Source organism: Pseudomonas sp. Y39-6, assembly GCF_023651955.1.
GTDB lineage: Bacteria > Pseudomonadota > Gammaproteobacteria > Pseudomonadales > Pseudomonadaceae > Aquipseudomonas > Aquipseudomonas veronii.
The window spans coordinates 3516437-3543320 of record NZ_CP069594.1 but is presented as its reverse complement, the minus strand read 5'-3'; the positions used below and the strand labels follow the sequence as shown (position 1 = coordinate 3543320).

At 58.8% G+C, this 26884-nt stretch carries 25 protein-coding genes and 3 pseudogenes; 14 read left to right on the top strand and 14 right to left on the bottom strand.

The annotated features are described in order from the left end of the window. Positions 1-6 precede the first annotated feature (6 nt). The 7 genes from JN756_RS16005 to arnC are packed head-to-tail and all read right to left on the bottom strand — an operon-like array spanning position 7 to position 7698. Positions 7-1386, bottom strand: a complete 1380-nt coding sequence (locus tag JN756_RS16005; RefSeq protein WP_057004142.1) for a UDP-glucose dehydrogenase family protein — start codon at positions 1384-1386, stop codon at positions 7-9. After that, a complete protein-coding gene (gene arnF, locus JN756_RS16000; protein WP_046489489.1) occupies positions 1383-1796 on the bottom strand; it encodes a 4-amino-4-deoxy-L-arabinose-phosphoundecaprenol flippase subunit ArnF in 414 nt (137 codons plus the stop codon). The genes JN756_RS16005 and arnF overlap by 4 nt, the downstream gene beginning before the upstream one ends. Beyond that, complete coding sequence (gene arnE, locus JN756_RS15995; protein WP_017846250.1) at positions 1793-2140, bottom strand: 4-amino-4-deoxy-L-arabinose-phosphoundecaprenol flippase subunit ArnE; 348 nt, start codon at positions 2138-2140, stop codon at positions 1793-1795. The genes arnF and arnE overlap by 4 nt, the downstream gene beginning before the upstream one ends. Then, the gene (arnT, locus tag JN756_RS15990) at positions 2137-3792 is read right to left on the bottom strand and encodes a lipid IV(A) 4-amino-4-deoxy-L-arabinosyltransferase (RefSeq protein ID WP_169881054.1); all 1656 of its coding nucleotides are present in this window, start codon (positions 3790-3792) and stop codon (positions 2137-2139) included. The genes arnE and arnT overlap by 4 nt, the downstream gene beginning before the upstream one ends. Further along, positions 3789-4673 carry a 4-deoxy-4-formamido-L-arabinose-phosphoundecaprenol deformylase gene (gene arnD / locus JN756_RS15985; RefSeq protein ID WP_128191418.1) on the bottom strand — a complete coding sequence of 295 codons (885 nt, stop codon included), beginning with the start codon at positions 4671-4673 and terminating at the stop codon, positions 3789-3791. The genes arnT and arnD overlap by 4 nt, the downstream gene beginning before the upstream one ends. Then, entirely contained in the window at positions 4673-6664 is a 1992-nt protein-coding gene (gene arnA, locus JN756_RS15980) for a bifunctional UDP-4-amino-4-deoxy-L-arabinose formyltransferase/UDP-glucuronic acid oxidase ArnA (RefSeq protein WP_201021063.1), read from the bottom strand. Before arnA ends, arnD begins: the two co-directional genes overlap by 1 nt. Next, a complete protein-coding gene (arnC, locus tag JN756_RS15975; RefSeq protein WP_032804319.1) occupies positions 6661-7698 on the bottom strand; it encodes an undecaprenyl-phosphate 4-deoxy-4-formamido-L-arabinose transferase in 1038 nt (345 codons plus the stop codon). The genes arnA and arnC overlap by 4 nt, the downstream gene beginning before the upstream one ends. 512 nt (positions 7699-8210) lie before the next feature. Here arnC and JN756_RS15970 point away from each other — a divergent pair. Both JN756_RS15970 and JN756_RS15965 read left to right on the top strand, forming a co-directional pair. Further along, positions 8211-9023 (top strand): M949_RS01915 family surface polysaccharide biosynthesis protein, encoded by an 813-nt coding sequence (locus tag JN756_RS15970; protein ID WP_046383491.1) that lies wholly within the window; start codon positions 8211-8213, stop codon positions 9021-9023. A gap of 108 nt (positions 9024-9131) precedes the next feature. Further along, a complete protein-coding gene (locus JN756_RS15965; RefSeq protein ID WP_201021062.1) occupies positions 9132-10046 on the top strand; it encodes a site-specific integrase in 915 nt (304 codons plus the stop codon). A 43-nt stretch (positions 10047-10089) separates the two neighbouring features. On the opposite strand, the gene JN756_RS15960 is transcribed toward JN756_RS15965, so the two are convergent. Beyond that, the gene (locus tag JN756_RS15960; RefSeq protein WP_108524167.1) at positions 10090-11301 is read right to left on the bottom strand and encodes a multidrug effflux MFS transporter; all 1212 of its coding nucleotides are present in this window, start codon (positions 11299-11301) and stop codon (positions 10090-10092) included. A 190-nt stretch (positions 11302-11491) separates the two neighbouring features. Here JN756_RS15960 and JN756_RS32440 point away from each other — a divergent pair. Further along, positions 11492-12256 (top strand): annotated as a pseudogene (locus tag JN756_RS32440) (MCP four helix bundle domain-containing protein); the annotation flags it as partial. Continuing rightward, complete coding sequence (locus JN756_RS32435) at positions 12251-13114, top strand: methyl-accepting chemotaxis protein (RefSeq protein ID WP_502941152.1); 864 nt, start codon at positions 12251-12253, stop codon at positions 13112-13114. The pseudogene JN756_RS32440 and the gene JN756_RS32435, both read left to right, overlap by 6 nt. A 182-nt stretch (positions 13115-13296) precedes the next feature. Here the strand turns inward: JN756_RS32435 and flgG are convergent, their stop codons facing one another. Further along, complete coding sequence (flgG, locus tag JN756_RS15950; RefSeq protein ID WP_057004138.1) at positions 13297-14082, bottom strand: flagellar basal-body rod protein FlgG; 786 nt, start codon at positions 14080-14082, stop codon at positions 13297-13299. A gap of 76 nt (positions 14083-14158) precedes the next feature. Then, positions 14159-15475, bottom strand: coding sequence for a flagellar hook protein FlgE (gene flgE, locus JN756_RS15945; RefSeq protein WP_201021060.1), 1317 nt, complete (start codon positions 15473-15475; stop codon positions 14159-14161). A 313-nt stretch (positions 15476-15788) separates the two neighbouring features. Between flgE and JN756_RS15940 the strand changes: the two genes are divergently transcribed. Further along, positions 15789-16295 carry a P-loop nucleotide/nucleoside kinase family protein gene (locus tag JN756_RS15940; RefSeq protein WP_108524269.1) on the top strand — a complete coding sequence of 169 codons (507 nt, stop codon included), beginning with the start codon at positions 15789-15791 and terminating at the stop codon, positions 16293-16295. 87 nt (positions 16296-16382) lie between these two features. Here JN756_RS15940 and JN756_RS15935 read toward each other — a convergent pair whose 3' ends face one another. Further along, positions 16383-17285 carry a LysR family transcriptional regulator gene (locus JN756_RS15935; RefSeq protein ID WP_046383487.1) on the bottom strand — a complete coding sequence of 301 codons (903 nt, stop codon included), beginning with the start codon at positions 17283-17285 and terminating at the stop codon, positions 16383-16385. Positions 17286-17432: 147 nt separating this feature from the next. Here JN756_RS15935 and JN756_RS15930 point away from each other — a divergent pair, with 147 nt between their 5' ends. The 5 genes from JN756_RS15930 (at position 17433) to JN756_RS15910 (ending at position 22916) form a co-directional block, all read left to right on the top strand. Then, positions 17433-18206, top strand: a complete 774-nt coding sequence (locus tag JN756_RS15930; RefSeq protein ID WP_046383486.1) for an SDR family NAD(P)-dependent oxidoreductase — start codon at positions 17433-17435, stop codon at positions 18204-18206. A gap of 43 nt (positions 18207-18249) precedes the next feature. Further along, complete coding sequence (locus tag JN756_RS15925) at positions 18250-19569, top strand: MFS transporter (RefSeq protein ID WP_169881058.1); 1320 nt, start codon at positions 18250-18252, stop codon at positions 19567-19569. A gap of 316 nt (positions 19570-19885) precedes the next feature. Continuing rightward, entirely contained in the window at positions 19886-20617 is a 732-nt protein-coding gene (locus JN756_RS15920) for a GntR family transcriptional regulator (RefSeq protein ID WP_046383484.1), read from the top strand. 135 nt (positions 20618-20752) lie between these two features. Beyond that, a complete protein-coding gene (locus JN756_RS15915; protein WP_126588393.1) occupies positions 20753-22042 on the top strand; it encodes an MFS transporter in 1290 nt (429 codons plus the stop codon). A gap of 28 nt (positions 22043-22070) precedes the next feature. Continuing rightward, positions 22071-22916, top strand: a complete 846-nt coding sequence (locus JN756_RS15910; RefSeq protein ID WP_201022271.1) for an amidohydrolase family protein — start codon at positions 22071-22073, stop codon at positions 22914-22916. A 118-nt stretch (positions 22917-23034) separates the two neighbouring features. Here JN756_RS15910 and JN756_RS15905 read toward each other — a convergent pair whose 3' ends face one another. Beyond that, positions 23035-23652: a CatB-related O-acetyltransferase gene (locus JN756_RS15905; RefSeq protein WP_057004134.1), complete on the bottom strand. Its 618-nt coding sequence runs from the start codon at positions 23650-23652 to the stop codon at positions 23035-23037. A gap of 340 nt (positions 23653-23992) precedes the next feature. Between JN756_RS15905 and JN756_RS15900 the strand changes: the two are divergent. Further along, positions 23993-24259 (top strand): annotated as a pseudogene (locus JN756_RS15900) (site-specific integrase); the annotation flags it as partial. On the opposite strand, the pseudogene JN756_RS15895 reads toward JN756_RS15900, so the two are convergent. Continuing rightward, positions 24252-24350, bottom strand: a pseudogene (locus JN756_RS15895) (transposase); the annotation flags it as partial. The pseudogenes JN756_RS15900 and JN756_RS15895 sit on opposite strands and share 8 nt — an antisense overlap. Between JN756_RS15895 and JN756_RS15890 the strand changes: the two are divergent. Beyond that, complete coding sequence (locus JN756_RS15890) at positions 24315-24953, top strand: hypothetical protein (protein WP_231590075.1); 639 nt, start codon at positions 24315-24317, stop codon at positions 24951-24953. The pseudogene JN756_RS15895 and the gene JN756_RS15890 sit on opposite strands and share 36 nt — an antisense overlap. Positions 24954-24961: 8 nt before the next feature. Then, the gene (locus JN756_RS15885) at positions 24962-25357 is read left to right on the top strand and encodes a hypothetical protein (protein WP_046383478.1); all 396 of its coding nucleotides are present in this window, start codon (positions 24962-24964) and stop codon (positions 25355-25357) included. Between the two features lie 104 nt (positions 25358-25461). On the opposite strand, the gene JN756_RS15880 is transcribed toward JN756_RS15885, so the two are convergent. After that, the gene (locus JN756_RS15880) at positions 25462-25911 is read right to left on the bottom strand and encodes a hypothetical protein (RefSeq protein ID WP_046383477.1); all 450 of its coding nucleotides are present in this window, start codon (positions 25909-25911) and stop codon (positions 25462-25464) included. 85 nt (positions 25912-25996) lie between these two features. Here JN756_RS15880 and JN756_RS15875 point away from each other — a divergent pair, with 85 nt between their 5' ends. Continuing rightward, positions 25997-26278, top strand: coding sequence for a helix-turn-helix domain-containing protein (locus JN756_RS15875; protein ID WP_046383476.1), 282 nt, complete (start codon positions 25997-25999; stop codon positions 26276-26278). The last annotated feature ends 606 nt before the right edge of the window (positions 26279-26884 follow it).

Below are 26884 nucleotides of genomic sequence, written 5' to 3'. Positions count from 1 at the left end.
CACTTGTCAGGCTTCCCCTGCTTGCGGCACCCACTGTTGCTGGGGAATCGGCAACTGGCAGGAGTCGCCACGGCCCATCGGGAAGTACTGGAAGCCTTTGCGCGCCAGACGCTCGCCGTCGTACAGGTTGCGCCCATCGAAGATCACCGGAGTGTTCAGGCGTTGGTGGATCAGGTCGAAGTCCGGTGCCTTGAACTGCTGCCATTCCGTGCAGATGATCAGCGCATCGGCGCCGCTCAGGGTGGATTCCGGAGTGCCCATCAGCATCAGCCGTGGGTCGTCGCCGTAGATCCGCAGGGTTTCCTGCATGGCTTCGGGGTCAAACGCGCGCACATTGGCGCCGGCTGCCCACAGCGCTTCCATCAACACGCGGCTCGGGGCATCGCGCATGTCGTCGGTGTTGGGCTTGAAGGCCAGGCCCCACAGGGCGAAGGTCTTGCCGCGCAGGTCGCCCTTGAAGAAGGCGTTGACGCGCTCAAACAGCTTGCTCTTCTGGCGCTGGTTGATCGCTTCGACGGCTTCGAGCAGGTCGCTCGAGCAATGGGCCTGCTTGGCGCTGTGGATCAGGGCGCGCATGTCCTTGGGGAAGCACGAGCCGCCGTAGCCGCAGCCTGGGTAGATGAAGTGATAGCCGATGCGCGAGTCGGCGCCGATGCCCAGGCGTATCGCTTCGATGTCCGCCCCCAGGTGTTCGGCCAGTTCGGCGATCTGGTTGATGAAGCTGATCTTGGTGGCCAGCATGCAGTTGGCGGCGTACTTGGTCAGTTCGGCGCTGCGCAGGTCCATGAAGATGATGCGATCGTGGTTGCGGTTGAAGGGCGCGTACAGGTCGCGCATGACTTCGCGCACTTCTTCACGCTCGCAGCCGATGATGATGCGGTCCGGGCGGCGGCAGTCGGCAACCGCCGAGCCTTCCTTGAGGAATTCCGGGTTGGAGACGATATCGAACTCCAGGTGCCGGCCGGTCCCGTGCAGGGCCTTTTCGATATGGGCGCGCAAGGTGTCGCCGGTGCCGACGGGTACAGTGGATTTTTCCACCAGGATCACCGGCTCGATGCGATGGCGGGCAACCGCATCGCCGACCGACAGCACGTATTTCAAGTCCGCCGAACCGTCTTCATCCGACGGCGTACCTACCGCGATAAACAGCACTTCGCCATGTTCGACGGCGAGCTTTTCATCGAAGGTGAAGCTCAGTCGTCCGCTTTCAAGGTTCTCCTTGACCATCGCCGCCAACCCTGGCTCGAAAATGCTCACATGGCCCTGCTGCAATTGCCTGACCTTGTGTTGATCAACGTCCATGCAGATGACATCGTGACCGACTTCGGCCAATACAGTGGCCTGTACCAGACCGACGTAACCACTACCAAATACACTGATTTTCATGGGGCATTCCTGGGGCTTGCTGTGCTAGCACGACGAGAGTTAATAACCAGTACACCGAGGATGACCAAGGCCACCCCCAGGGTTTTTGAAAGCGAAAAATGTTCGTTGAACACCGGCAGGCTGGCGGCCAACAGGTAGACCAGCGCGTAGCTGATGCTGAGCAGCGAATAGGCGCGGCCCAGGGGCAAATCCTTGAGCGCACAGAGCCAGCACAGCATCGACAGCGCATAAGCGAGGATTGCCAGGCTCACCACGCCGAGGGCGCCCAGGTCGATGGCGTTGCTGCTGAATGCGCCGAGCCATTCGTCCGGCAGGGGCAGGCGCGTCATGCTCCAGCGCATCCCCAACTGGGCGGCGCTGACCAGGCCGACACTGCCCAGGGCGAAGGCAAACCCGCGAGCCCGGCTCATACCTGGCGCCCCAGCAGCACGACGCCGGCAATCACCAGCGCCACGCCCAGCCAATGCCGAGTGTCGATGTGCTCCTTGAATACGAAGCGCGCCATTAACGTGACCAAGACGAAATTGAGGCTGAGCATCGGGTAGGCAATCCCGACTTCGAGGCGCTGCAGCACCAGCAACCAGACCAACAGGCCAAAACCCAGGCACAACAGCGCGGCCCACAACCAGGCTGAGCGCAGTTTCAGGGCCCAACCGTCAGGTTGGTCGCGCCAGCTTTCCACGGCGAACTTCTGAGCGACCTGGCCCATGCAAGTGAGCAGGCAGGCGGCCAGTAACAGGAACAGGGTGATCATGGCGCAACCCGCGGGAAAATCAGGATCACGATATTGCCTTGCTCATAGCGCTTGCCATCCGGGGGCAGCAGGTTCACTTCGGCGATCTCCTCGTCACCCTTGACGCGCATCACCACGCCCACAGAGCCTTGCCGGCGGGCCTCGTTCATCCATTGCTGGACCTGGGTCATGTCGACCTTGCGCTGGGCGGCGTCCGGGTAGGCGAGGCCGTATTTCACTTCGCCGATGGTGTTATAGAGGGTGATGTCGGTGCGTTGCAGGCGCCAGGCCAAGGCCGATGCCGCGCCGAGGTCATTGCTGAGCAGGGCGGATGTCGGTTGCAGTTCCTGCAGGTGGTCGATGATGAATTGATCCGGCGTCTTGTTGTACACCACCGAATGGGGCAGCGCGGCCGGGGCCAATGCCAACAGCAACCAGCTGCCCAGCGCCGGCGCGGCCCACAGTTTCAGTGGGCGTGCAACCTGCAACAGGTTGGCGATGATCCAGCCGAACAGGCCGGTGAATACCAGCACCAGGCTGAGGGTTTCCTGGCCGTGTTCGTACAGCGGTTTTTTCAGTTGGAACCACGTCAGTGCGAGCAAGGCCACGACACCGAGGATCAGGTTCAGCCAGCCGTTGATGCGCAAGGCACGGTCACGCGCCTGGGCCAGTTTGTCGGTGAGCGCGTTCCCCATGAGCAACGCCAGCGGCAGCAGGCACGGCATGATGTAGGACGGCAGCTTGCCTTTGGCCAGGCTGAACAGTGCCAGCGGCATCAGCAGCCACAACAGCAGGAATGCGGTGCCGGGCGCGCGCTTCTGCTGCCAGGCCTGCTTGACGGTGGACGGCAACAGCGCCACCCACGGCAGGCTGAATGCGACCAGCAGCGGCAGGTAGTACCAGAATGGCTCGGCGTGCTGCGCGTCTGCGCCGGCAAAGCGTTGGATATGCTCATGCCAAAAGAAGAAGTTCCAGAAATCCGGCTCCTGACTCTGCACCGCAAGCGCCCAGGGCAGGCTGATGACAATCGCCACGGCGACGGCGACCAGGCCGTAACCGAGCAGCTCGCGCAAGCGCTTCTGCCAGATCGCGTAGGGCAGGGCGATCAGCACCGGCAGCAGCCAGGCGAGGAAGCCTTTGGTCATGAAACCCATGCCACAGGCAGCCCCAAGCAGCGCCCAGGACCCGATGCGACCGTTGCGGGTGGTGCTGTCGAAGCAAAACCACAGCGCCACGCCGGTCAGGTTGACCCAGAAGGTGAACTGCGGGTCCAGGTTGGCATAACCGCCCAGCGCCACGACGCTGACAAAGCTCATGTACAGCACTGTGCTGACCAGGCTCTTGTGCGGGTCATTCCACAACCGGCGCGACACCAGGTACACCAGCAGAATGCTGAGCCCGGTGCTCAAGGCCGACGCAAAGCGCACGCCGAACAGGTTTTGCCCGAAGATCGCCTGGCCCAGCGCGATCATCCAGTAACCGGCAGCCGGTTTTTCGAAATAACGAATGCCCATGAAATGCGGCGACGCCCATTTGCCGGTCAGCAGCATTTCCTGGCTGATCTGTGCATAGCGGGTTTCATCCGGAATCCACAGGCCATGGGTGGCCAGGGGTAACAGATAAAATGCGCCGAATGCCAACAGCAGCAGGGGCAGCGCCCAACGGCGGATCATGCCTGCTGCACTCCGAGCCAACCCTCACGGCCGCTCAGGGCGCCGCGCACCAGTTGTTGCTGGGGCAGGGTGGAGACGTCCGCCGGGAGCAGATCGCCCAGCGGTTTGAAATGGATGCCGCGCTGCCCTGCCTGGGCGAGCAACTGGCGAAAATCGTTGGCCATCAGAATCCCTTCTACTTCTGCGTGGATCGTGTAGACGTTCAGCTTCGACTGTGCGAAGCGGTCGAGAATGAACCCGTTGAAATCCTTGGCAGCCACCACCGGCCCGACGACTTCGTCGAAGGTCGGCAGGTCTACCGGAATCTGTGGGGTGCCCGCGCTGCCATCGGCCAGGGTCGGACGAAACAGGCTGGTGCCCCGGCAATCGCTGTTGTAGCGAAAGTTGAAGGCTTGCTTGGCTTGCACCACGCGTTCATCGGCGCGCCAACCGGCGGCCGCTGAACAGTCGATACGTTCACCGAGGATGTCGCTCAAGGTGTCCACACCGCGTCGGACCTGCTCGATCAACTGTGCGTCGCTCCAACGTCCGGCGTTGGCCTGCCAGCCATGGTGATCCCAGGCGTGCAGGCCGACTTCATGCCCGGCGGCCTTGGCCTGGCGCATCAAGTGCCCCAGGTCGCGGCCGATCGGCTTGCCCGGCCAGGCGGTGCCGGCGAGCAAGATATCCCAGCCATACAGGCCGGCGGCGTTGGAACGCAGCATCTTCCACAGAAATTGCGGGCGGATCAGGCGCCACAAGTGGCGCCCCATATTGTCCGGCCCGACACTGAAGAAGAACGTTGCTTTTACCCCGGCTTCATCCAGGGACTCGAGCAACCGTGGCACGCCTTCGCGGGTGCCGCGGTAGGTGTCGACATCAATGCGAAGACCTGCCTGCATCAGCGCTTGTCCGAGATTTCGAGCATGGCTTCACGCAGGAAGAAATCCAGGGTGTTGCCGATGGTTTCGCTCATCTCCACGGTCGGCTCCCAGTTCAGCAGGCGCTTGGCGTTTTCGATGCTTGGTTTGCGGTGGGCCACGTCCTGGTAACCGGTGCCGTAGAACGCCTTGCTTTCCACGTCGCGGAAACCGGCGAACGGCGGGAAGTTGCTGCGCAGCGGGTGAGCTTCGAACTGACGCAGCAGTTCTTCGCCCAACTGGCGGATGCTCGCTTCGTTTTCCGGGTTGCCGATGTTGATGATCTGGCCGTTGCACGCATCGTTGTCGTTATCGATGATGCGCGCCAGGGCTTCGATGCCGTCGGCGATGTCGGTGAAGCAGCGTTTCTGCTCGCCACCGTCGAACAGGCGGATCGGCGTACCTTCCACCAGGTTCAGGATCAACTGGGTGATCGCACGGGAGCTGCCGATACGTGCCGAGTCCAGGCGGTCCAGACGCGGGCCCATCCAGTTGAATGGACGGAACAGGGTGAACTTCAGGCCCTTGGCGCCGTAGGCCCAGATCACGCGGTCCAGCAGTTGCTTGGAGACCGAGTAGATCCAGCGTTGCTTGTTGACCGGGCCGACCACCAGGTTGGAGGTGTCTTCGTCGAAGTACTGGTCCTGGCACATGCCATAGACTTCAGAAGTCGACGGGAAGATCACGCGCTTGTTGTACTTGACGCAGTAGCGCACCAGCTTGAGGTTCTCTTCGAAGTCCAGCTCGAACACGCGCAGCGGGTTGCGGGTATATTCGATCGGGGTGGCGATGGCCACCAGCGGCAGGACCACGTCGCACTTCTTGATGTGGTACTCGATCCACTCGGTGTGGATGCTGATATCGCCTTCCACGTAATGGAAGTTCGGGTGGCTGCGCAGGCGCTCGATGGCGTCGGAGCCGATGTCCAGGCCGTAGACTTCGTAACGGTCGTCACGCAGCAGGCGTTCGGACAGGTGGTTACCGATAAAGCCGTTCACGCCCAGGATCAGCACACGGGTGCGACGTGGCTTGCGGCCGGACTCGGCGCCGCGCAGGACGGAACCGTCTACCAGGCCCAATTCGTTGGCCAGGGACGGGCCGGTCAGGTACAGACCGTTGTCGTTGCGCTGACCGAACTTGATCACCAGCGAGTCTTCACCGCACGCGATGCGCAGCGGGTTGACGCTGATCACGCGGCCAGGCGCCAGGCCTTCGTTGCCCTGGACCACTTCGGCTTGCCACACGATCAGCTTGTGCTCGCCCACGGCGCAGAAAGCGCCCGGGTACGGTTGCGTCACGGCGCGTACCAGGTTGAACAGTTCTTCAGCCGGTTTTTGCCATTCCAACTTGCCATCCGCTGGAGTGCGGCGGCCGAAATAAGTGGCCTTGCTTTCGTCCTGGGCGGTTTCCGCCAGTTTGCCCGCGGCCAGTTGCGGCAAGGCGTCGCGCAGCAGGCTGCTGGCGGCGTCACGCAGTTTGGCGTGCAGGGTCAGGCCGGTGTCGGAACGCTCGATCGCGACTTTCTGCTGGGCCAGGATCGCGCCGGCATCGGCACGCTTGACCATGCGGTGCAGGGTCACGCCAGTTTCGGTTTCGCCTTTGACCAGCACCCAGTTGGCGGGCGCGCGGCCACGGTATTTCGGCAGCAGCGAGCCGTGCAGGTTGAACGCGCCTTTGCGGGCGGTGGACAGCAGGGGTTCGCTCAGCAGGTTGCGGTAGTAGAAGGAGAAGATGAAATCCGGGTTGAGCTTGGCGATGCGCTCGATCCACAGCGGGTGGTTGGCGTCTTCCGGTGCATGCACCGGGATGCCTTTGCGGGCGCACAGTTGCGCGACGGAACCGTAGAAATTGTTTTCCTTGGGGTCATCGGCATGGGTGAACACGGCAGCAATGTCGTAACCGGCAGTCAGCAGGGCTTCAATGCCAGCACAGCCAATATCGTGGTAAGCGAAGACAACAGCTTTTGAATTCATGACGAAACCTGATCGGAAGGGGAAGTAGTGGTGGTATGGGAGGACACCATGCCGTCAACGACGACCACGGGTGCCGGTGCTGCCGGTTGGTTGCGCAGCACTTTTTCAATAAAGAACCGGGGGCGGGCGCGCACATCGCTGTACATGCGGCCCAGGTATTCACCCAAGAGGCCCATGCCGATGAACTGGCCGCCGGTGAACACGAACAGCACCGCGAACAGCACGAACGTACCGCCGCCGGCCCATTGGGCGCCGAAGGCCAGGCGCAGGACGATCAGCGCAACGGCGAACAGCACGCCCAGGCCCGCCAGGCTGAAGCCGACGATGGACAGCAGGCGCAGCGGGGTGGTGGTCATGCAGGTCAGCAGGTCGAACATCAGGCTGATCAGGCGCATGGCGCTGTATTTGGATTCGCCGTGTTCGCGCTCAGCATGGTGTACGAGGATTTCAGTCGTGTGACGGGCAAAACCGTTGGCCAGGATCGGAATAAACGTGCTGCGTTCGCGGCAGGCGAGCATGGCGTCGACGATGGTGCGGCGGTACGCGCGCAGCATGCAGCCGTAGTCACTCATGGCAACGCCGGTCGAACGCTGCACGGCCAGGTTGATCAGGCGCGACGGCCAGCGGCGGAAGGCCGAATCCTGGCGGTTGTTGCGCACGGTGGCAACCACGTCGTAGCCCAGCGCGGCTTGTTCCACCAGGCGCGGGATTTCTTCCGGCGGGTTCTGCAGGTCGGCGTCGAGGGTAATCACCACATCGCCCCGGCACTGCTCGAAACCGGCCATGATCGCCGCATGCTGGCCATAGTTGCGATTGAGGATCACCGCGACCACATTGCTGCCGTCTTCGGCGGCAGCGTCTTCAAGTAATTGTGCGGATTTGTCGCGGCTACCGTCATCCACCAGGATGATTTCGTATTCGTAGGCCAGTTGCTTGCAAGCTGCCGTCGTGCGACGCAGCAATTCAGGCAGGCTTTCTTGTTCGTTGTAGACCGGGATAACGATCGACACACAATGAATAGGGTAGGGTTTCAAAGATTCATAACCTCGGGGTTTGAGCAACTTGGAGCGTGAAGACAACAGCCACTGGCCGAAAAGGCGGGTGTCTGGTTAAACCTAGTGTGGAATTGGGGAGTTCATCCGACCATCCTGGTGGGGTATTGAGGTCTTCCATGTGTAGCAGAGAGTAAAGACCAAAAACCACAAAGGTAAAGGGGAATCAACAAGTTAGTCGGCACAGTGCGGCTCGTTCTCAAGTCCTATGGCCAAGATTAAGCGTAAAAATGTTCAACGAATATGAAAGCCGTATGAAAAACTCGTTTATTTGACAGGTAGACAGCTAGGGTTCAGCTACACAACTAAGGCTCTGAGGGTGTTGTTTATTTAGCGTAATAGGAACGTTTTGCATGACGCCGGGCTCCACTGAGTAGGCGCGGATCTGCGTGGTGCGTGGCGGGAGTGTCTGCTACGTGTGTTTATTGAAGAATCTTCTCTGCATTGCGCCTCAAGTGCCGGTAAAGTAAGCCATCTCTTGCCAGGGTACTCGGATGAATAGCGTGCAGCGTTTAGGCGGCCAATGGCGGCCGGTGTTGATGGGATTGTTGATGAGCGCAGCCTGCGTCACCACCGCATGCGCCGATGACGCAGTGGCGCTGACCACGGTGGCCCAACTGCCGGAAGGGGTTGAAGTGCGCGGCAAGCAAGTTGCCGCCTACACCTGGGACGACCGCCAGGGCAAGAACCTGCTGGTGTTGGCCGAGCAAATCAGCGAACGCGAGGATGACGGCACCCAGTCGGCGTTTGTCTACGCGGCCCAGTATCTGATCGACGGTGACCGCCCCAAGCGCATGTGGATGCTCTACGACGACGTGCAGCACTGTGAATTCGATGCCGCGCTGCGCTTCGACATGGCGGCGACCAAAGTCACCGACCTTGCCGGCGACGGCACCACCCAGGCTACGGTGGGTTACACGCGCACCTGCACCAGTGATGTCAGCCCTAATGAATTCAAACTGATCATGCATGTCGGCAAGGCGCAGAAGTACCGCCTGCGCGGGGTCGACCGGGTCGGCGCCGCCTGGTGGGACGAAGAGGCCGGGGCACTGCGTGGCATGCCGCTGCCCAGGGATTGCAGCGTCGCCGGGCAACAAGCGTTGGTCAGCCAGTACAAGGAGCAGGGCACCGAGTTGCCTTTGCCGGGTTGCTACAGCGACGAGAAAGACTTTGCCAAGGCGCCGGAGGCCTACCTGACGTTCATGCGTCAGCACTGGTTCGCGCTGATGCAGAAACAGGATGCTGAATGGGGCCAGGCGCAGACCCCGTCCCAGGAGCCGACCGAGGACGAAGAGACCGCCCCGTGATTTGGCGCCAGGGCCGATCGTGCGTTAGACTCGGCCGTCGCCAATTCAATAAATACCTCGAATAAACAATTGGTTACTCGAAGTATTTAATCCAAAGGCTGATCTACCTTGACTGAGTCTATCCGCAACCCTCTGACCCTCTACCTCACCCGCCTGGCGCCCTCCAGCCAACTGACCATGCGTTACGTGCTGCAGGATGCCGCCGACCGCCTGGGCTTCGAGGACGTCAACCTTGAGGAGATCGACTGGCACCTGCTGCAACCCGAACAGGTGATCGCGCTGGTTGCGGCCTTGCGCGAGGACGGCTACGCGCCCAATACCTCATCGCTGTATGTCAACGCTGTGCGCGGGGTCATGAACGAAGCCTGGCGCATGAGCCTGATCAGCCAGGAACACCTGCTGAAAATCCGCACGGTCAAGGCTGCGCCCGGCACACGCCTGAGCCAGGGGCGCAACCTGCGTCGCACGTTGATCCGCGAAATGATGGATGTGTGCGCTGCCGATCCGCGCCCCCAGGGCCTGCGCGATGCTGCAGTGATCGGCATCTTGTATGGCTCAGGCATGCGCAAGTCGGAGTCGGTCAACCTCGACCTGGCGCAGATCAACTTTGGCGAGCGCAGCCTGCGCGTGATCGGCAAGGGCAACAAGGAACTGATCAAGTACGCGCCGGGCTGGGCCTTCGCCAAATTACAGGCCTGGCTCGAATTCCGGCGCGAACAGCTCAAGGAAGGCGAGCCAGACGATGCGTTCCTGTTCAACCGCATCCGCCGGGGCAGCCACATCACCCGCGAACGCATCACCAAGCATGCGATTTACTACATCGCCCGCCAGCGCGGTCAGCAAGTCGGGGTGACGATCATGCCCCATGATTTCCGGCGGTCTTTCATCACGCGGGTGATCGAGGAACATGACCTGTCGATTGCACAAAAACTTGCGCACCACACCAATATCCAGACCACCGCCAGCTATGACATGCGCGACGACAATGAACGCCGGCGCGCGGTGGATCGGTTTGACCTGTAGCCGCCGGCGCGCGCGGTCGCCGCGCTCCATCCTCGGGCATGGCTCAGGAGGAAGGCGGAGCGCCGGGCAGCAAGTGCGCCGGTAAACGGCGCAAGGTCCACAACGTGGTGAGCATCGCCGCGACCGCACACAAGGCGATGCCAATCAACATCGGCGCCGGGGTGTGATCGGCGAAGATTCCCACCAGGGTCATGGAGACCGCGGCCGTGATCATCTGGATCGCGCCGAGCAGTGCCGACGCGGAACCCGCCACCGCACCATGATCCTCCAGGGACAACACACCGGCCGCCGGTAACAGCAAGCCGAGAAACCCGAAACCGATAAACAGCAGTGTCATCATCAAGCCCAGGTGATTGCCCCACAGCGTGGTGGCGGCCAACACCACCATGACCGCCGCCACGCCCACCACCGACCAGCGAATCAGCGGCGCCAGCCCGAAGCGTGCGCTCAGGCGGGCGGTGAGCTGGCTCATGGCAAAAAATGACGCCGCGTTCAGCGCAAAGCACAGGCTGAATTGGGTCGGGGTCAACCCGAAGTACTCGATGTATACGAACGGCGCGCTGCCGATAAACACAAAGAACGTTGCCAGGCCGAACCCGCACACCACCGATAAACCGATGAACACCGGGTCGCGCAACAACGCCCCATAACTGCTGAATGCATGCCCCAGGGTCTTGCCCAGTCTGCGCTCGGCGGGGTGGGTTTCAGGCAATTGCACGATGGTCATGCCCAGGCACAACACGGCCACCACCGCCAGCACGGCAAACACCTCGCGCCAACTCCAGAGCGCAATCACCAGGCTACCGGCCAATGGTGCGAGGATCGGCGACACACTCATCACCAACATCAGCAAAGCCATCAGGCGTGCCGCTTCATGGCCGGTATACAGGTCACGCACAATCGCCCGCGGAATCACCATCCCCGCGCATGCGCCGAACGCCTGCACGGCGCGAAAACCAATCAGCACTTCGATGCTCGGCGCCAGGGCGCAGCCGATACTGCCCACGGCGAAGATCACCAACCCGGCATAGATCGGCGGCTTGCGCCCGAACACATCACTGATCGGGCCATAAAACAGCTGGCAGACGCCGATGATCATGAAGAACACCGTGAGGCTCATCTGCACCGCTGCCGGCGAGGCCTGCAGGCTGGCGCCCAGGGTCGGCAGCGCTGGCAGGTAGATATCGATGGCAAAGGGGCCGACGGCCGTGATCAGACCTAGCAGCAAAGCAAGGCGGGCGATACGTTTAGGCATGGGCAGTTCCGGGTGAAGCAAAGGTCGGTCAGCTTAAAGAACCGCCCCCGCGCAAACAAGGCGGGGAGGGCTTTGAGTTTATCTGCGCAGATCTGCGCAATTGAGCTTCAATAACAGGGAGCCTCTGCCGATAACAGTATCAGTGACGCTCTAGCGGTTGGGTTCCCAACCGGCTGTCCAGGCTACGGGGATGACCAGCATGACGATCAAATTACGCTTATGGCTATTGATTGCGACCGGGTTGCTCACCGCTTTGATCATGAGCCTGGCCGGTTACCTGGGAAACGTCCGGATGGCCGATGCCGTGCAGGATAACGAGATCAGCATGACGGTGCTGCGCAACCACATGGAAGCCGACATGATGCACGACGCCCTGCGCGCCGATGTGTTGTCGGCGATGTTGGTCGGGTTGGGTAAAAGCACCAGCACCAAGGCCGAGGTCGGCAACTCGCTCAAGGAGCATGCCGAGCACTTTCGCCAGGTGCTGGAGGACAACCTCAAGCTGCCGCTGGGCGACACGCTCAAGACCAGCCTGGAAAAAATCAAACCCAGCCTGGATACCTATATCAGCGCCGCTGAACGCATTGTGGCACTCGCGCTGGACAACCCGGAGGCCGCTCGCGGCGAACTGGAGACCTTCAATACAGCCTTCAGCCAGTTGGAAGGCCAACTGGCGAGCCTCAGCGAGCTGATCGAAACCAATACGCAGCAAACCAGCATCGGCACCCGACAAACCATCAGCAACGCCAACTTCACCTTGGGCGTGGTGTTGATTGCGAGCCTGCTGCTGCTCCTGGCGCAGGGCCGCTGGGTTACCCGGAGCATCATGGGGCCGTTGCAGGCCGCGAGCCGCATCGCCGACAGCATCGCCCGTGGCAATTTGAGCGAACCGATTGTCGAGCCCCAGCGCAAGGACGAGGCCAGCGCGCTGATACGCAGCCTCGGCACCATGCAGCGGGACCTGCGCGGCATGATCGAAGTGGTGCGCAGCAATGCCCATGGCGTCAACGGCATGAGCGAGCAGTTGAGCCAGGGTTGCCATGAGGTGGCGGGCAGCAGTCAGCAGCAAAGTAGCGCCGCCAGCACCATGGCGGCGGCGGCCAGTGAAATGACCGCCAGTATCGAGGAAATCACCCAACATGCGGCGCGCGCACTGAACATGGCCAACCAGGCAGAAGCCTTGGCCAAGGACGGCGGTCGGGTGATCCACCAAGTGGTCAGTGACATGGCTGGCATTGCCCGTTCGGCGCAGCAGTCGGCTCACGTCATCCGCACGCTGGACAAGGAGTCCGAGGCAATCTTCAGCATTATCCAGGTCATCAAGGGCATTGCCGATCAAACCAATCTGCTGGCCCTGAATGCCGCGATCGAAGCCGCCCGTGCCGGTGAACAGGGGCGCGGTTTTGCGGTAGTCGCCGATGAAGTGCGCAGCCTGGCCGGACGCACCAGCGCCTCGACCCAGGAAATTGCCAGCATGGTCGGCCGTATCCAGCAAAACACCCGCGAAGCGGTGACCAGCATGGAGGAGGGCGTCACACAAGTGGACAAGGGCATGGCCGTGACCGCCGAAGTCGAGCGCGCCATCCGCGAGATTCTCCAGGCCACCCTCAACACCACCGAGTTGGTCAAAGACATCTCCCGCACCATCAGCGAGCAAAGCCTGGCCAGTAACGAAATTGCCCATCAAGTGGAGATGATTGCCAGCATGTCGCAGCGCAACAGCCAGGTGATCGGCACGACGGCCTCGACGACGGACGAGTTGTCTGCGTTGGCGGGGAAATTGTCGCAGTCGGTGGATCGATTTCGGCTCTGAGCATCACCGCTGATTTAGACAACTCGACTCAATCCTAACGCCAGCAGCCATCGGCAATTCGTGATGGCTGAGGGATGAGGGATGAGGGATGAGGTTTGGCTGTTTGGTAGGCTGGCGGCTGGGGATATACGATCGTGACAGTCGTCATGGCAGCATTGAATCGGTGCTGTCTCGTTACTCAATCAAAGACTCTTTGTAAGGTTGCCTAGCATCTCTTTTGCGGTAGAGACAACTTTGGAGTTCATTTCATAGGCTCGTTGAGTGGTGATCATGTTGACCATCTCTTCAACGGTACTCACGTTTGAGGTTTCCAAGGTGCTCTGCAATGTTGTGCCGATACCATTGACTCCTGGAGTGCCGACTTGAGGAGCCCCGCTGGCGGCGGTTTCCAGAAAGAGGTTGGCGCCTTGTGCTTGCAAGCCTGCCGGATTAATGAAATCGGCTATCTGCAGATTGCCAATCACCTGCGAGGCAGGGCTGCCGGCGACAGTGATCGATACAGTCCCGTCCTGGCCCACGGTGAATGTCTGGGCGTTGTTGGGGACAACGATCGCCGGTTCCAGGGCGAACCCATTCGCGGTGACGATCTGACCGTTTGCATTTAAGTGGAACGTGCCGTCCCTAGTGTAGGAAAGGCTGCCGTCGGGTTGCAGTATCTGGAAAAAACCACGGCCGTTCAGCGCCAGGTCCAGAGGTTGACCGGTCGTTTGCAGGCTGCCGGCAGAGAAGTTTTTCTGGGTGCCGACGACATGCACCCCGGTGCCTAGTTGCAGGCCAGAGGGCAGTGCACTGTTCTGGGTTGACTGTGCGCCTGGCTGTCGTTTGATCTGATAGACAAGGTCTTGAAACTCGGCGCGATCACGTTTGAAGCCGGTAGTCGAGACGTTCGCCAGGTTGTTGGAAATAGTGGTCAGGTTAGTGTCCTGGGCAGAAAGCCCGGTTTTTGCGACATACAGTGCAGGCAGCATCCAAATCTCCTTTGGGGGCGGTGGTGCGGGGTCAGGATCTATCGGGTGGAGCAAACAATGGACTTCCGACCGCGCCTCACGTCATCTGGAGTAACGTCTTGTTGATGGTGCTCTCGGTCGAAATCGTCTTGGCGTTTGCCTGGTAGTTGCTCTGGGCCTTGATCAGGTTCACCAGCTCGGTGGTCAGGTTAACGTTGGAGTTCTCCAGAGCATTGGCGACGATCGATCCCAGTGATCCGGCCTGAGGGACGTCATAACCCGGCTGGCCAGAAGCGAAGGTTTCCTTCCAGGCAGTGCCACCCGCCGGCTGCAGGCCTTGCTCGTTGTTGAAACTGGCCAGCGACAGCTGGCCGATCGCTTTACTTTGTTGGTTGCTGAACGTGGCGAACATCACACCGCTACCGTCGATTTTCAGGCCGGTAATTTGCCCCGTCGCGTAACCATCGGTGATCGGCGGGTTGCGATAGCTGGCAGAGTTGTACTGTGTGATGTTGCCCATGTTGATCGCAACGCCACCCGGGTTGGCGGCAGCGCCGTTATCTTTCCATGCGCCATTGACCAGCGCGCCCGGCTTCCAGTCGGTAATCGTCAGGGTGGTCTTGGACGTGGTGGAGGGCGGTACTGTAATAGTCGAAAGGGTGCCCGACGTGTCAAATGTCAACAGTGAGCCGCTGGGCGCGACACCGGCGGGGCCACTGATCGCCGTGCCGTCTGGATTGCGTCCATCGATCAGCGTGTAAGACATCCATTTATTGGCGTCCGTCTTCACCATGTACTGCACCATAGCGTGCGAGTTGCCTTGGGTGTCGTACAAGGTGGTGCTGTATTGGGTCGTGAAGCTGCTGGTGTCGGTTGGGTCGAACGGCTTGGTGGCTTGGTTGATCGCCGGCGCAGACGCGTTCAGGTTGCTGGTGGAGTCCACCTTGCTGGAAGCCTTTGGCGGCAGGTTCGACAGGTTCAGCCGCAGGTCGGTCAACCCGCCCTTGATGATCTTGCCGTCGGCGTCTGCGGCGTAGCCTTGCAGGCGAGAGGTGCCCGTATTGTTGGTGATGTAGCCATCTTTGTCTGCGCTGAAGGCACCGTTACGGGTGTACTGCAGAGAGCCGTCGCTGCCTTTCTGCACAAAAAAACCACCGCCTTGGATCGCCATATCCAGTGTGCCGCCACTGCCGTTGACATCGCCTTGAGTGAACTGCTGGGACACAGCGGACAGGTTCACACCATTACCGATGGCGTTACGTCCAGTACCCAACTTGGCAGCCGCATAGATATCAGCAAATTCTGCACGGGATGATTTGAAACCGGTGGTGGCGACGTTGGCGATGTTATTGCCAGTGACATCCAACTGTTTGTTGGCCGCAAACAGCCCGCTGAGCCCAATATTAAAAGACATAGCCACTCCTTATTTTGCCATTCGGTTTGAATTTGAAGCAGGGGGCTGATCTGGCCGGGATTGAAGCATGGGGTTGCTGAGATACCTTTGGAGTATCTTTTTCAGGCCGTCAGTTAGTCATCCAAGCGCCCACCGCTTAATCGGCGATGACATTAGAGATCCTGATTGTGCGCAAAGAATGTCGGGTTTTATGGGAGGAACCGTGGAGGAATGATGGAGGTGTCAGATTTCTTGTGGGAGGCATAACTTAAACGGTGATCTGATGACCGACGTTACAAGGTACATTGTGTTCGCACTCTTCCAAGGACAGACAATGCTTATCGTATTCAGCGGCCTTCCGGGCACTGGAAAAACCACTATCGCCAAGGCCCTCGTTGCTACGACAGGCGCCCTCTACCTGCGGATCGATACGATCGAACAAGCGATTCGAAACTCCGGTGCTCTTGCGCAAGACGTGGGACGCAGTGGCTACATGGTCGCTAATGAACTTGCCCTGAGTAATCTTAGTCTAGGCCGTATGGTCATCGTTGATTGCGTAAATCCAGTCGTCGAAAGCCGAATGGCGTGGAGCGAAGCCGCCTCGAAAGCGGGTGTTCGGTTGGTAAATATTGAAGTGATTTGCTCGGATAAAAACGAACATCGGCGCCGGATAGAAACGAGGCTGGGTGATATTCCCGGGTTGATTCCACCAACCTGGCAATCTGTGTTGGATCACGAATATGAAGCGTGGGCCGAAGCGCCGTTTTGCATAGACACCGCGCTGACTTCGCCGGAGCAAGCAGTATCGATGCTCACCGAAGGCTTATTGCCCAGTGAGTAGTGGCGGCTAATGGGCGCTTAGTCTGCGGTGAGGGCAGGGGAGTTTGCGCACTTGCCTGCGGCGCGGCGCGAGCAACCGCTGTTTTCGCTAGCGAAAACGCTCGGCAGCGGGGTCAGCCAACAGCTCGTTCACCAGGTTGAATACGGTGTTCTTCACCGGACTGTCCAGATCAACCCAGGCAAGGCCGGTCGTTGCCCGGTAATCGCCCAACTCCAGGGGCTTGGACATCACGTTGGCGGGCAGGGCACGCCCGGCACGAGCCGGCAGTAACCCGACGCCGAGCCCGGCGGAAACCAGCGCGAGCATGGTGGTGAACTCGCCGAGTTCCGATGCTATTTCCAGCTGCGCGCCGTGGGTGCTCACGGCATGCATTAGGCCATCGTAAAATCCGGGTGCATAGCGTCTGCCGAGGACGAAAACGGGTACGTTTGCCAGCGCTGTGGGGTGCAGCGTGCCGCACACAGCCAGAGGATGATCGCCGTGCAAAGCCACTATGAAGGTCTCCCGTAGCACTTCCAGGGTTTGAATCCCCGGGGCCACGGCCGGCAAACGCATCAAGCCGAAATCGAGCTGGCCATTTTTCAGCGCCGCTGTCTGATCCGGGCCCGGCATGTCCTTGAGTTCCAGTTCAATCCGCGGGAATCGTTGATGCAGTGAGCGGATCAAGGTGGGCAGCAATTCGGGTAATACCGAGGAGACGAAACCTAAACGCACGCGACCTATTTCACCGCGCCCTGACGCCCTGGCCACGTCCGCTGCATGGGCCGCTTGATGCAAGGTCGCGCGCGCCTCCGGTAGGAAAATCAGTCCCACTTCGGTCAAAGCGACCGAGTGCCGACTGCGCTCGAACAGGCGCACCCCCAGTTCTTCCTCGAGCAACTTGATCTGCATGCTCAGCGCCGGTTGAACGATCGACAGTTGTTGCGCGGCTCGACCGAAGTGAAGCTCCTGAGCCAAGGTCACAAATGCTCTCAAATGTTTGATTTCCATCTGAATACTCCGAGCTTTCAGGGGCTGTTTCGCGCTTATCATGAATTTTGATCACGATATCATTAATGACGATTGGACGTGACCGCTGGGCTGCGATGAAGTGACGGCAAGGCCGAAAAAAACAAATGGCCATTTGTGGAGAACAGCATGTCATTCAATACCAGTAGCTTCCAGCTTAACGGGCGCAGGGCCCTGATCACCGGTTCGGGCAAAGGCATCGGGCTTGAACTAGCCAGGGGCTTGGGAGCTGCGGGCGCCACTGTGGTGATCAATGATCGTAATAGTGACAGAGCGCAACTCATCGCAAGTCAATTGCGTGACGAGGGTGTAAGCACAGAGATCGCGGTGTTTGATGTCACCGATCAGGCTCAGGTTTTCGAAGTGATCAATAGCTTTGAGGCGCAGACCGGAGCCATCGATATCCTGGTGAACAATGCCGGCATTCAGCGGCGGGCACCGCTGGAAGATTTTGCCGCGAACGATTGGCACGAATTGATGCGGGTCAATCTAGACGGCGTCTTCCATGTGTCCCAGGCAGTCGCCCGGCACATGATTGCCCGGCGTCGCGGCAAGATCATCAATATCTGCTCGGTTCAGAGCGAATTGGCCCGGCCGACGATCGCTCCTTATGCGGCGTCGAAAGGTGCCGTGAAGATGCTCACCAAGGGCATGTGCGCCGAATGGGCGTGCCACGGTATTCAGGCCAATGGGTTGGCACCTGGCTATTTCGCGACGCAGATGAACCAGGCGCTGGTAGACAATCCGGAATTTTCCCAATGGCTGTGCAAACGCACGCCCGCGGGCCGTTGGGGGCGCGTCGAGGAGTTGTGTGGTGCCGCCGTATTTCTCGCATCCGCTGCCTCGGACTTCATCAACGGCCAAACGATCTTCGTCGACGGAGGCCTGACAAGCGTCGTTTGAATGTTACTCCCGCCGCAAACAACAACAATAACAGGGGACATCCATGAGCAACCTCAAAGAGCAGGTAGCGTCGCTGGTCGATATTGCCGGGCAGGCTACCGCCGAAAATCGTCAACACGTCAAAACCAAAAGCTTCGCACCCAAGCGTTGGCGGTATCTGATTCCGCTAATTTTCATTACCTACAGCCTCGCGTATCTGGATCGCGCCAATTATGGCTTTGCCAGTGCTGCGGGCATCGAGCAGGACCTGGGTATCACCAAAAGCATGTCCTCGTTGATCGGGGCCCTGTTCTTTCTGGGCTACTTTTTCTTTCAGGTTCCGGGCGCTATCTACGCGCAGAAATACAGTGTGCGCAAATTGGTGTTCTGGAGCCTGATCTTGTGGGGCATCTGCGCGATGGCCACGGGGCTGGTGACCAATATTCCGATGTTGATGGTGATCAGGGTGTCGCTGGGCATCGTCGAGGCCGCAGTGATGCCCGCCATGCTGATTTTCATCAGTAACTGGTTCACCCGCAAGGAACGCTCGCGTGCCAATACGTTTCTGGTTCTCGGCAATCCGGTCACCGTACTTTGGATGTCGGTGGTCTCGGGCTATTTGATTCACGCGTGGGGCTGGCGCGAGATGTTCGTGATTGAAGGCGCGCCAGCAGTGTTGTGGGCGTTCATCTGGTGGCGGCTGGCGCGGGACAAGCCCGAGCAGGTCGACTGGCTGACTCAGCAGGAAAAAAACCAGCTGGCCGCGACACTGGCAAACGAACAGAAAGGCATGAAGGTGGTGCGTAATTACCGCCAGGCGTTTACCAGCCCGGTGGTGATCCAACTGTGCTGCGTCCACGCGCTGTGGAGCATCGGGGTTTACGGATTCATCATGTGGCTGCCGACGATCATCAAACAAGCCGCGGCTACGGATATTGTCACGGTAGGCTGGTTGAGCGCTGTGCCTTATGTCGCGGCCGTGGCCGCCATGCTTGCGGTGTCTTGGATGTCAGATAAATCCCAGCAGCGTAAACATTTTGTCTGGCCGCTTCTGGCGCTGGGTGCGCTGGCATTTTTCTGCTCCTACTTGCTTGGCCCGAGCCATTTCTGGTTGTCGTTTGCTTTGCTGAGCATCGCCGGGGCGGCTTTGTACGCGCCTTACGGACCATTTTTTGCGCTGATCCCGGAAGTTCTGCCCTCCAATGTTTTCGGTGGCGCAATTGGTTTGATCAACGCTTGCGGGGCATTAGGTGCCTTTGTGGGCTCATGGATTGTCGGCTACCTGATCGGCCTTACCGGCAACCCCGGAGCGGCCTATATTTTCATGACGGTCGGGGTACTGTCCTCGGCGTTGCTCATGGCTTGGGTGAAGGTGCGGCGATGAGACACAAAATTGACTGCGCGGTTGTCAGCGATCCTGGCAATGCGTCAGTAGCCGTTCTGGTGATCCGCGATCAGTGCCGCCCTCAAAATCCTTGAGCAGGGCAGCGGTGTGGCTCAAGCGTTGATGGACAAGATTTGCGGGGGGGCAGGGGAGACAACGGAGAGGATTTCCGAGTCGAACTGACGCAGATTGGCTACGGCTTGGCCCCGCTATTCGTCAGCAAAATGCCTTGACCCTTATTGACAGCCAAGCGGTATGGGGAAATACTCACCTCTATATTCATATATATGACTAGATAACAAGGTGAATAAAGTCGATGAATGCTCTTTCCAGTGATGTTCGCCTGCCGCTTTACCAACGCCTGCGTGACCATTTGGCTGAACAGATCGCCAACAATCGCTGGCGTCCGGGGGAAGCGATTCCCACCGAAGCTGCGCTTTCAGCGGAATACCAACTGTCTACTGGCACCGTGCGCAAAGCGGTCGATGCATTGGTCAGTGAAGGTATCCTGGAACGTCAGCAAGGTCGAGGCACTTTCATTCGCCGGCCTCAGTTCCAATCTTCGCTGTTCCGATTCTTCCGTTTTCAAACCGCTGCCGGCGAGCGCCGGGTGCCAGAGAGTCGCATCCTGTCGATCGAACCGGTGGCCGCGCCCTCGGCGGTGGCCCAGGCGTTGGGGCTGCCACTCGACGCGCCGGTGATCCGCATTGTTCGTGTGCGTCTGCTCGATGTTCAGCCGGTGCTCGCCGAAGAAATCTGGTTGCCCCGCAACCGCTTTCAGCCGCTGCTGGAGATCGACCTGAGTAGCAAAGGGCCGCTGTTGTATCCGATCTATGAAGAGGTCTGCGGTCAGGTCGTCGCCTCGGCCGAAGAAACGCTGACCGCTGAATCGGTGAATGACGTGCACGCGCGATTGCTGCAAGTCCCGGTCAACAGCCCGGTGGTGGTGATCGAGAGGCTGGCGCGTGATTACGCCGGCACACCGCTGGAGTGGCGTCGTTCTCGCGGGCATGCCGAGCACTTCCGTTACCGCGTGGATATTCGCTGACCCGTGCCTGGGTAGCGTTTCGTTCAGCGGCGAGTCGGTCGCCGCTGGTTTGATCGTTTTGTTTGTTCTGACTGGCCTCGTAGCGGCGCGGTTCGCTCTCGGCTGCCTCACGTTCCACCTATAAGGATAAGAATCATGTTTAGCTGGTATCGCCAAGTCACTCCTCGGGAGCGCAAGACGTTTTGGGCCTGCTTCGGTGGATGGTCGCTCGACGCGCTGGAGGTACAAATGTTCGGCCTGGCGATTCCGGCGTTGATCGCCGCGTTCGCCCTGACCAAGGGCGACGCGGGGCTGATCAGTGGTGTCACCCTGGTCACTTCAGCCATTGGTGGCTGGGTAGGGGGGACGTTGTCCGACCGCTACGGCCGGGTACGCACACTTCAGTGGATGATTTTGTGGTTCTCGGTCTTCACCTTTCTGTCCGCGTTCGTGACGGGATTCAATCAGCTCTTGATCGTCAAAGCGCTCCAGGGTTTCGGCATCGGTGGCGAATGGGCTGCCGGCGCAGTGCTGATGGCTGAGACAATCAACCCTCAATATCGCGGCAAGGTCATGGGAACGGTGCAAAGCGCCTGGGCCGTGGGTTGGGGCCTGGCGGTCGGGGTGTTTACGCTGATTTACTCCTTTGTACCGCAGGACATGGCCTGGCGTGTGATGTTCCTGGTCGGATTGCTGCCGTCGTTCCTGATCATCTGGGTACGTCGCAACGTCGAGGAGCCCGACAGCTTCCAGCGCCTGCAAAAAGAAAACGCCATCCCGCAAAGCTTCTTCAAATCCCTGGCCGGCATTTTCCGCCCTGAACTCATCCGCGTGACGCTGTTCGGTGGTCTGTTGGGCCTCGGCGCGCACGGCGGCTACCACGCAGTGATGACCTGGCTGCCGACGTTCCTCAAGACAGAGCGCAACCTGTCGGTGCTGAACTCTGGCGGCTACCTCGCGGTGATTATCTTCGCCTTCTGGTGTGGCTGTGTGGTCAGCGGATTTTTGATCGACCGTATTGGCCGTCGCAAAAACATCGTGTTGTTTGCGTTGTGCTGTGTCGTCACCGTGCAGTGCTATGTGTTCCTGCCGCTGACCAATACCCAGATGCTGTTCCTGGGGTTTCCGCTCGGCTTCTTCGCCGCCGGCATTCCGGCGAGTCTTGGTGCGCTGTTCAACGAGTTGTATCCAGCGGACGTGCGCGGCGCCGGTGTCGGTTTCTGCTACAACTTTGGCCGAGTACTTTCCGCGGTGTTCCCGTTCCTGGTCGGCCACATGAGCGACTCCATGTCCTTGGGGTCTGCAATTGGCATCGACGCAGGGGTCGCCTACGGTGTGGCGGTGATCGCGGCACTTTGCCTGCCGGAAACCCGTGGGCGCAGTCTCGAGGCCTCGACTGCACCGGTGCAAACCACGGTCGGCGGCAACGAGACCGCCCGGGCCTGATGACCATTACCTTCGATAGATGAAATCCATGCCTGATACCTGTCCTGCGCCGATCACCGGCATCGACTCCCACGCTCATGTGTTCAGCCGCGAGCTGAACCTGGCCGCTGCACGACGCTATACCCCTGGCTACGACGCCACACTTGCGCAGTATCTGAAGCACTTGCAAACCCATGGCCTGAGTCATGGTGTATTGGTGCAGCCGAGTTTTCTCGGCACCGACAATAACTACCTGCTGGCGGCGCTGAGGCAGGTGCCGGAACGATTGCGAGGGGTGGTGGTGCTGGAGCGAGGTGTCAGCCGCGTCATGTTGAACGACATGGCTCGGCTGGGTGTGGTCGGCGTTCGCTTGAACCTCATGGGCAAAGCCTTGCCTGACTTTCACGACGCTGCCTGGAAGGACTTCTTCGGCCACATCGCTGAACTGGACTGGCACGTGGAGTTGCACCGCCAGGTGGGGGATTTACCGAAACTGATTCGTCAGCTGATGCCGTTTGGGATCAAACTCGTCATCGATCACTTGGGGCGTCCGGACGCGCGTTTTGGCCTTGATCAGCCAGGTTATTCCGAGGTGCTGGAACTGGGGCTGAGCGGGCAAGTGTGGATGAAGGTGTCCGGTATCTATCGACTGGAAGGTACGCCACAACAGAACCTCGAGTTTGCCCGGATGGCGTTACCGCTGCTGGAGCAGAGCTTCGGCCGTCGCCGTTTGGTGTGGGGCAGCGACTGGCCGCATACGCAACATGAAGAAGGCGTCGGTTTCGATACGGTGATCGATCAACTTCAAGCACTGGAGTGCTCGACGGAGCTTATGCGTGCGCTGCTAGTGGACTCGCCACGGATGTTATTCGGGTTTGCAAAAGGCGAAAGTTGAAACTTACGCGTAAATTTCTGGCTACTTCAGACCTTTCTTAGTTGTAGAGAGGGAGGAGGGAAGGAGTATATTAATAACTCAACTAAATGGCTATTTAGTTGAGCTATATTTTCCCAGTTTACTGGCGTTGTTTTAAGTACTCGATAAACGGCTCGATATCAGAGGAGCACAGCAGATGTGCAACGCTGCGTACCTCGGTTTCAGGCCAATACCACCAGGCGGATTGTTCCAAGACCTGGCGAACAGGCTCATCAAAACGCCAACGGATAAACTTGGCGGGATTTCCGCCTACTATGGAATAGGGCGCCACATCTTTAGTCACCAGCGCGCCGGCCGCCACAACGGCGCCATCGCCAATGGTGATACCCGAAAGGATCTTTGCATGGGAACTGATCCAGCAATCATTGCCGATCACGACGTCGCCATTGCTGCCGCCGAAGTCAGTGATGTAGGCAACTTCTTCGACCTTGGCGGGAAACGGATAACAGCTTAGCCAGTCGATGCGATGATGACCGCCCAGATAGACTTCGACGTTACCGGCAATCGACGTATAAGCGCCTACACGCAATGTGGTTCCTTCATGCCAGTCATGTACCTTGAGATCGCCATAGGTGCCAATTCCAAAGCTGAATTGCGGATAACGGTTGCGCAGTTTTTGTGTTGCACGCTCAAGCTTCGGCAGTGCACGCAGCGCTTTGCGTTCCTGACGATCGCGCCAGATGCGCAGTAGCTTCATGGGAAGAACCTTATTCAAACGTTGGAATGGGACGTTATCCTGAAGAATGAAAAACGGGGTTGCAAGCTAGCAAGTGAAATGGAGGGTTTGTTTTTTCGACCTGTTGGGCCTCAGGTCTGAGGGCGAGAGGCAGTGCCAGGCATAAAATCTGACCACAACAGGCCCACAGTTCTGCATATGGAGGTTCGCATAATGTATATTATGTTAAACAAAAGGTCATGTCATAGATGTTCATGAGCTGTCTAAGCCACTGATTCGACAAATCCGTTTCTGACGTCCACTCTCTCAACGGGCCATGTCCTTCGTGTTCATGGCGATTCCTTGAATGAGGTGGCTGTCGATGAAACTGATTCAGTGCAGGTTCTCTTCAGGTCAACGACTACCGCGGCTTGTACAAGCTGGTGATGCGACGCCGTTGCCCATACTCATTCCGTTCATCTACGTCCAACTCAAACTCAGGCACCGGGCTTACAACACGGCTGCGGCGCACCTGCGCGCGATCCAGGCTTTCTACGCCTATGCCAAAAGCCGAGATCTGGATATCGATGAGGCCATCTTGGCCTGCCACTTTGAGGCGATTCTGGCTTTGCTGGATGGTTACGCCATCTGACTCCTAACTGGTTGGCATTGATGCCGTTGCGCCGAGCGACGACCGACACACTTTGCCCTGGCTCAAGGCTCTCGCGAACCATGGCCAGTTTTTGCTCCGGGCTCCAGCGGCGTCGCCGCTCCTGACCCAAAAGCTCACCACTCTTATCGTTGCTGTTAGTCATAAACATAACCGTTTGCCTATCCCTTATCGTAAGGGGGAAACGGTGTCCTGTCTTTCATGGGGCTCGTTCAAGGGAGCAATTCAGGGCGCTTTGAGCGACAGCTACCATACTCTCCTGAATCGCAAGGGCCCAACCACGGCAGAAGCATTCCTCACCGTACACGCCACGGCGCTGCACGTGACACCTTTTGGAGGCTGCATTCACGACTTCTCCCAAGCGCCCTGCCCTAAGCATCTTCAGTGCTGGAATGGCTGCTCGCATCTCCATCTGATGGGCACTCCATCGGAGCGGGCCAACCTTGAGAGACAAGCCGAGAATCTGACGACCGCAATTACTATCATGCGCGATGCCGGCGCTGGAGAGGCAGGCAGCGATGTATGGCTGGCGGACCAGGAAGACAAGCTCAACAATTTAAATTCCGTCCTCGCACGCGATACCAATGTAGGTGTGCAACGCGTGTTTCCAAATGGGCATCCAATGACGGTTGCGGACTCGGACAAACGGCACAGTTCAGTTTCGGATGATTAGAGGCGACCATGGCGAAACGACAGATCTTGAGGGGCGGCACCTTGGACGAGGCTATCGACGCCCTCCTCGCTCAAATGATTAGCTTAGGACTGGAGCTCGCGCCTATTTCACGCCCCGAAGTGCAGCGTCGATTGGGCCTGACGAGCCGCGCTACCCTAGTAGGTGATCGTGGGAGGCGAATTGAGTCCGCCCGTATTGCACAACTCAAAGAGAGTGGGATAGATCCAGACGGCGCCCGCCGCCGAAGAAGCCTCGAAGAACGAATTGCTCACCTGCAGGCAGAGAATGCTGACTTGATAAAGCAGCGAGACCAGCTCTATGAAGCACTGTCGGCAATTGCACACAATTGTTTGCTGAAAGGACTCGATGTCGAAAACATACTGGCTCCATTGCGAAAGCGGTAAGTGGCAGAAAGGTTGCCAACGCTGCTGACTGATGCGGCGGGCAGGCAAGATTGCCTAATCGCTAGCGCGTCGAAGATGCCGTTAACCGTTCGAGCGTGTTGGTCTCATGCTCGCCGAGATGCCGGTGTAGCCGAAAAAATGATACGAGGATTTTGCAAATCGGATGTGCTGGACCCCAAGGCCTCAGTGTAGATATGCCCTCCCTCCAGGCTATACACGTAGGCCGCCTCCTCACTGATGTCATCCACCGTTTCGCGCACCTCTAACAGTCTCTCCATCTTCCACCCATCACTTCCGTTCAGATAAGCCGGTGAAACCAACTGCGCATCCAACAGCCAGATGTCTGCTCCCTGTTCGTTAAGTAGCTTCTCAAGCGCTGAAATGCTGGGAAGCATAACCATGCTAGTCAACGCTTCACCGCCTTGTTGTCGACCCACTCGCACGTAAAACCAGGGGCAATGAGTGGTCTGCTCAACGTACTGCCAGTACTGGATAGAGTCGTCACCCAGGTACGCGCTGAGGAAAACCTCTGCTGGTTTGTGAGTGATGAACATAGCGCCATCCCAAAAGTGAACACTATAGATTGTAGCCCTATAGAGCTCGCGAAGGCTTCATCGTTCCTTTTGCGAGGTCGGCAATATGGAACTGAAACAGGCATTTGGCGCGGCCTTGAAAAAGCTGAGATCGGAGAGGAAGCTTTCCCAGGAAGATTTCTCCGACGTCAGTAGTCATACCTATCTCAGCACCCTAGAGCGCGGTCTGAAGAGCCCTACGATCGAGAAGGTAGACGAGCTAGCATCTGTAATGGACGTTCATCCGCTGACCATCCTCGTAGGCTGTTATCTGCTTCAGGACAATCCGATCACCCTCGACGAGCTGTTTTCTCGAATTCGAACGGAACTGCCAAGCGAGATGAAATGAACATCTGACGGATTACCCTCCATAAGCAAAGGAGATCAACGGAAGACTGCGGGTTGTAAGGCTTGTGCTAGCATCCAATTTGATCCGAAGATCGAGGTCAGCAGCGATGAAGCAACCAGTTCAGCCGGAAAATAGCCTCTCTGAAATTTTGGAAGGTAAACAGAAACGCCGTAATGCGTTAATGCTTGCTATTAGCCTTGCGTCGCCGTCAGAGTTAGAAGGACCTGCTCAGCGTTTGAAGGAGGTTATGAAAAAGCCAGCTGGATCGCGTCGTCAACGCATTCCGCCTCCTGAGTTCGCACGATAGGCAAAAGTTCGATTTCAACCCTCCTTGAATAACAGCGCTACCGCGTCGATCGCGATGCTCCAACTGCTCGATGAAACCGACTCCGCTAGTGGCACTGGTGTTCAAGAAACAATCATGAAATGGCTGCTGCCCGCGGCGTGTGCGGGACGTTGTCTACTGGCTAAACACCACGGTAAATGAGCATGAGCCTACGCCAAGAACCAGGTGTGAGCCCGGTTACAGGTGATACCTGTTTCTTTAGAAGTCCCCGATGCGAGCTGATACCGGAAATGCATAATCGTGTTGACGCCGACTCCAGA

Excerpts from the sequence above, each read along its gene's own strand:
- flgG (WP_057004138.1), bottom strand. The coding sequence starts at position 14,082 with ATGCTGCCTGCACTGTATGTCGCAAAAACCGGGCTTTCTGCCCAGGAC.
- JN756_RS15970 (WP_046383491.1), top strand. The coding sequence starts at position 8,211 with ATGAATAGCGTGCAGCGTTTAGGCGGCCAATGGCGGCCGGTGTTGATG.
- arnE (WP_017846250.1), bottom strand. The coding sequence starts at position 2,140 with ATGATCACCCTGTTCCTGTTACTGGCCGCCTGCCTGCTCACTTGCATG.
- JN756_RS15910 (WP_201022271.1), top strand. The coding sequence starts at position 22,071 with ATGCCTGATACCTGTCCTGCGCCGATCACCGGCATCGACTCCCACGCT.
- JN756_RS32435 (WP_502941152.1), top strand. The coding sequence starts at position 12,251 with ATGCAGCGGGACCTGCGCGGCATGATCGAAGTGGTGCGCAGCAATGCC.
- JN756_RS15930 (WP_046383486.1), top strand. The coding sequence starts at position 17,433 with ATGTCATTCAATACCAGTAGCTTCCAGCTTAACGGGCGCAGGGCCCTG.
- arnT (WP_169881054.1), bottom strand. The coding sequence starts at position 3,792 with ATGATCCGCCGTTGGGCGCTGCCCCTGCTGCTGTTGGCATTCGGCGCA.
- JN756_RS15885 (WP_046383478.1), top strand. The coding sequence starts at position 24,962 with ATGGCGAAACGACAGATCTTGAGGGGCGGCACCTTGGACGAGGCTATC.
- JN756_RS15915 (WP_126588393.1), top strand. The coding sequence starts at position 20,753 with ATGTTTAGCTGGTATCGCCAAGTCACTCCTCGGGAGCGCAAGACGTTT.
- flgE (WP_201021060.1), bottom strand. The coding sequence starts at position 15,475 with ATGTCTTTTAATATTGGGCTCAGCGGGCTGTTTGCGGCCAACAAACAG.
- JN756_RS16005 (WP_057004142.1), bottom strand. The coding sequence starts at position 1,386 with ATGAAAATCAGTGTATTTGGTAGTGGTTACGTCGGTCTGGTACAGGCC.
- arnA (WP_201021063.1), bottom strand. The coding sequence starts at position 6,664 with ATGAATTCAAAAGCTGTTGTCTTCGCTTACCACGATATTGGCTGTGCT.
- arnD (WP_128191418.1), bottom strand. The coding sequence starts at position 4,673 with ATGCAGGCAGGTCTTCGCATTGATGTCGACACCTACCGCGGCACCCGC.
- JN756_RS15960 (WP_108524167.1), bottom strand. The coding sequence starts at position 11,301 with ATGCCTAAACGTATCGCCCGCCTTGCTTTGCTGCTAGGTCTGATCACG.
- JN756_RS15880 (WP_046383477.1), bottom strand. The coding sequence starts at position 25,911 with ATGTTCATCACTCACAAACCAGCAGAGGTTTTCCTCAGCGCGTACCTG.
- arnF (WP_046489489.1), bottom strand. The coding sequence starts at position 1,796 with ATGAGCCGGGCTCGCGGGTTTGCCTTCGCCCTGGGCAGTGTCGGCCTG.
- JN756_RS15875 (WP_046383476.1), top strand. The coding sequence starts at position 25,997 with ATGGAACTGAAACAGGCATTTGGCGCGGCCTTGAAAAAGCTGAGATCG.
- JN756_RS15925 (WP_169881058.1), top strand. The coding sequence starts at position 18,250 with ATGAGCAACCTCAAAGAGCAGGTAGCGTCGCTGGTCGATATTGCCGGG.
- JN756_RS15935 (WP_046383487.1), bottom strand. The coding sequence starts at position 17,285 with ATGGAAATCAAACATTTGAGAGCATTTGTGACCTTGGCTCAGGAGCTT.
- JN756_RS15905 (WP_057004134.1), bottom strand. The coding sequence starts at position 23,652 with ATGAAGCTACTGCGCATCTGGCGCGATCGTCAGGAACGCAAAGCGCTG.
- JN756_RS15940 (WP_108524269.1), top strand. The coding sequence starts at position 15,789 with ATGCTTATCGTATTCAGCGGCCTTCCGGGCACTGGAAAAACCACTATC.
- JN756_RS15920 (WP_046383484.1), top strand. The coding sequence starts at position 19,886 with ATGAATGCTCTTTCCAGTGATGTTCGCCTGCCGCTTTACCAACGCCTG.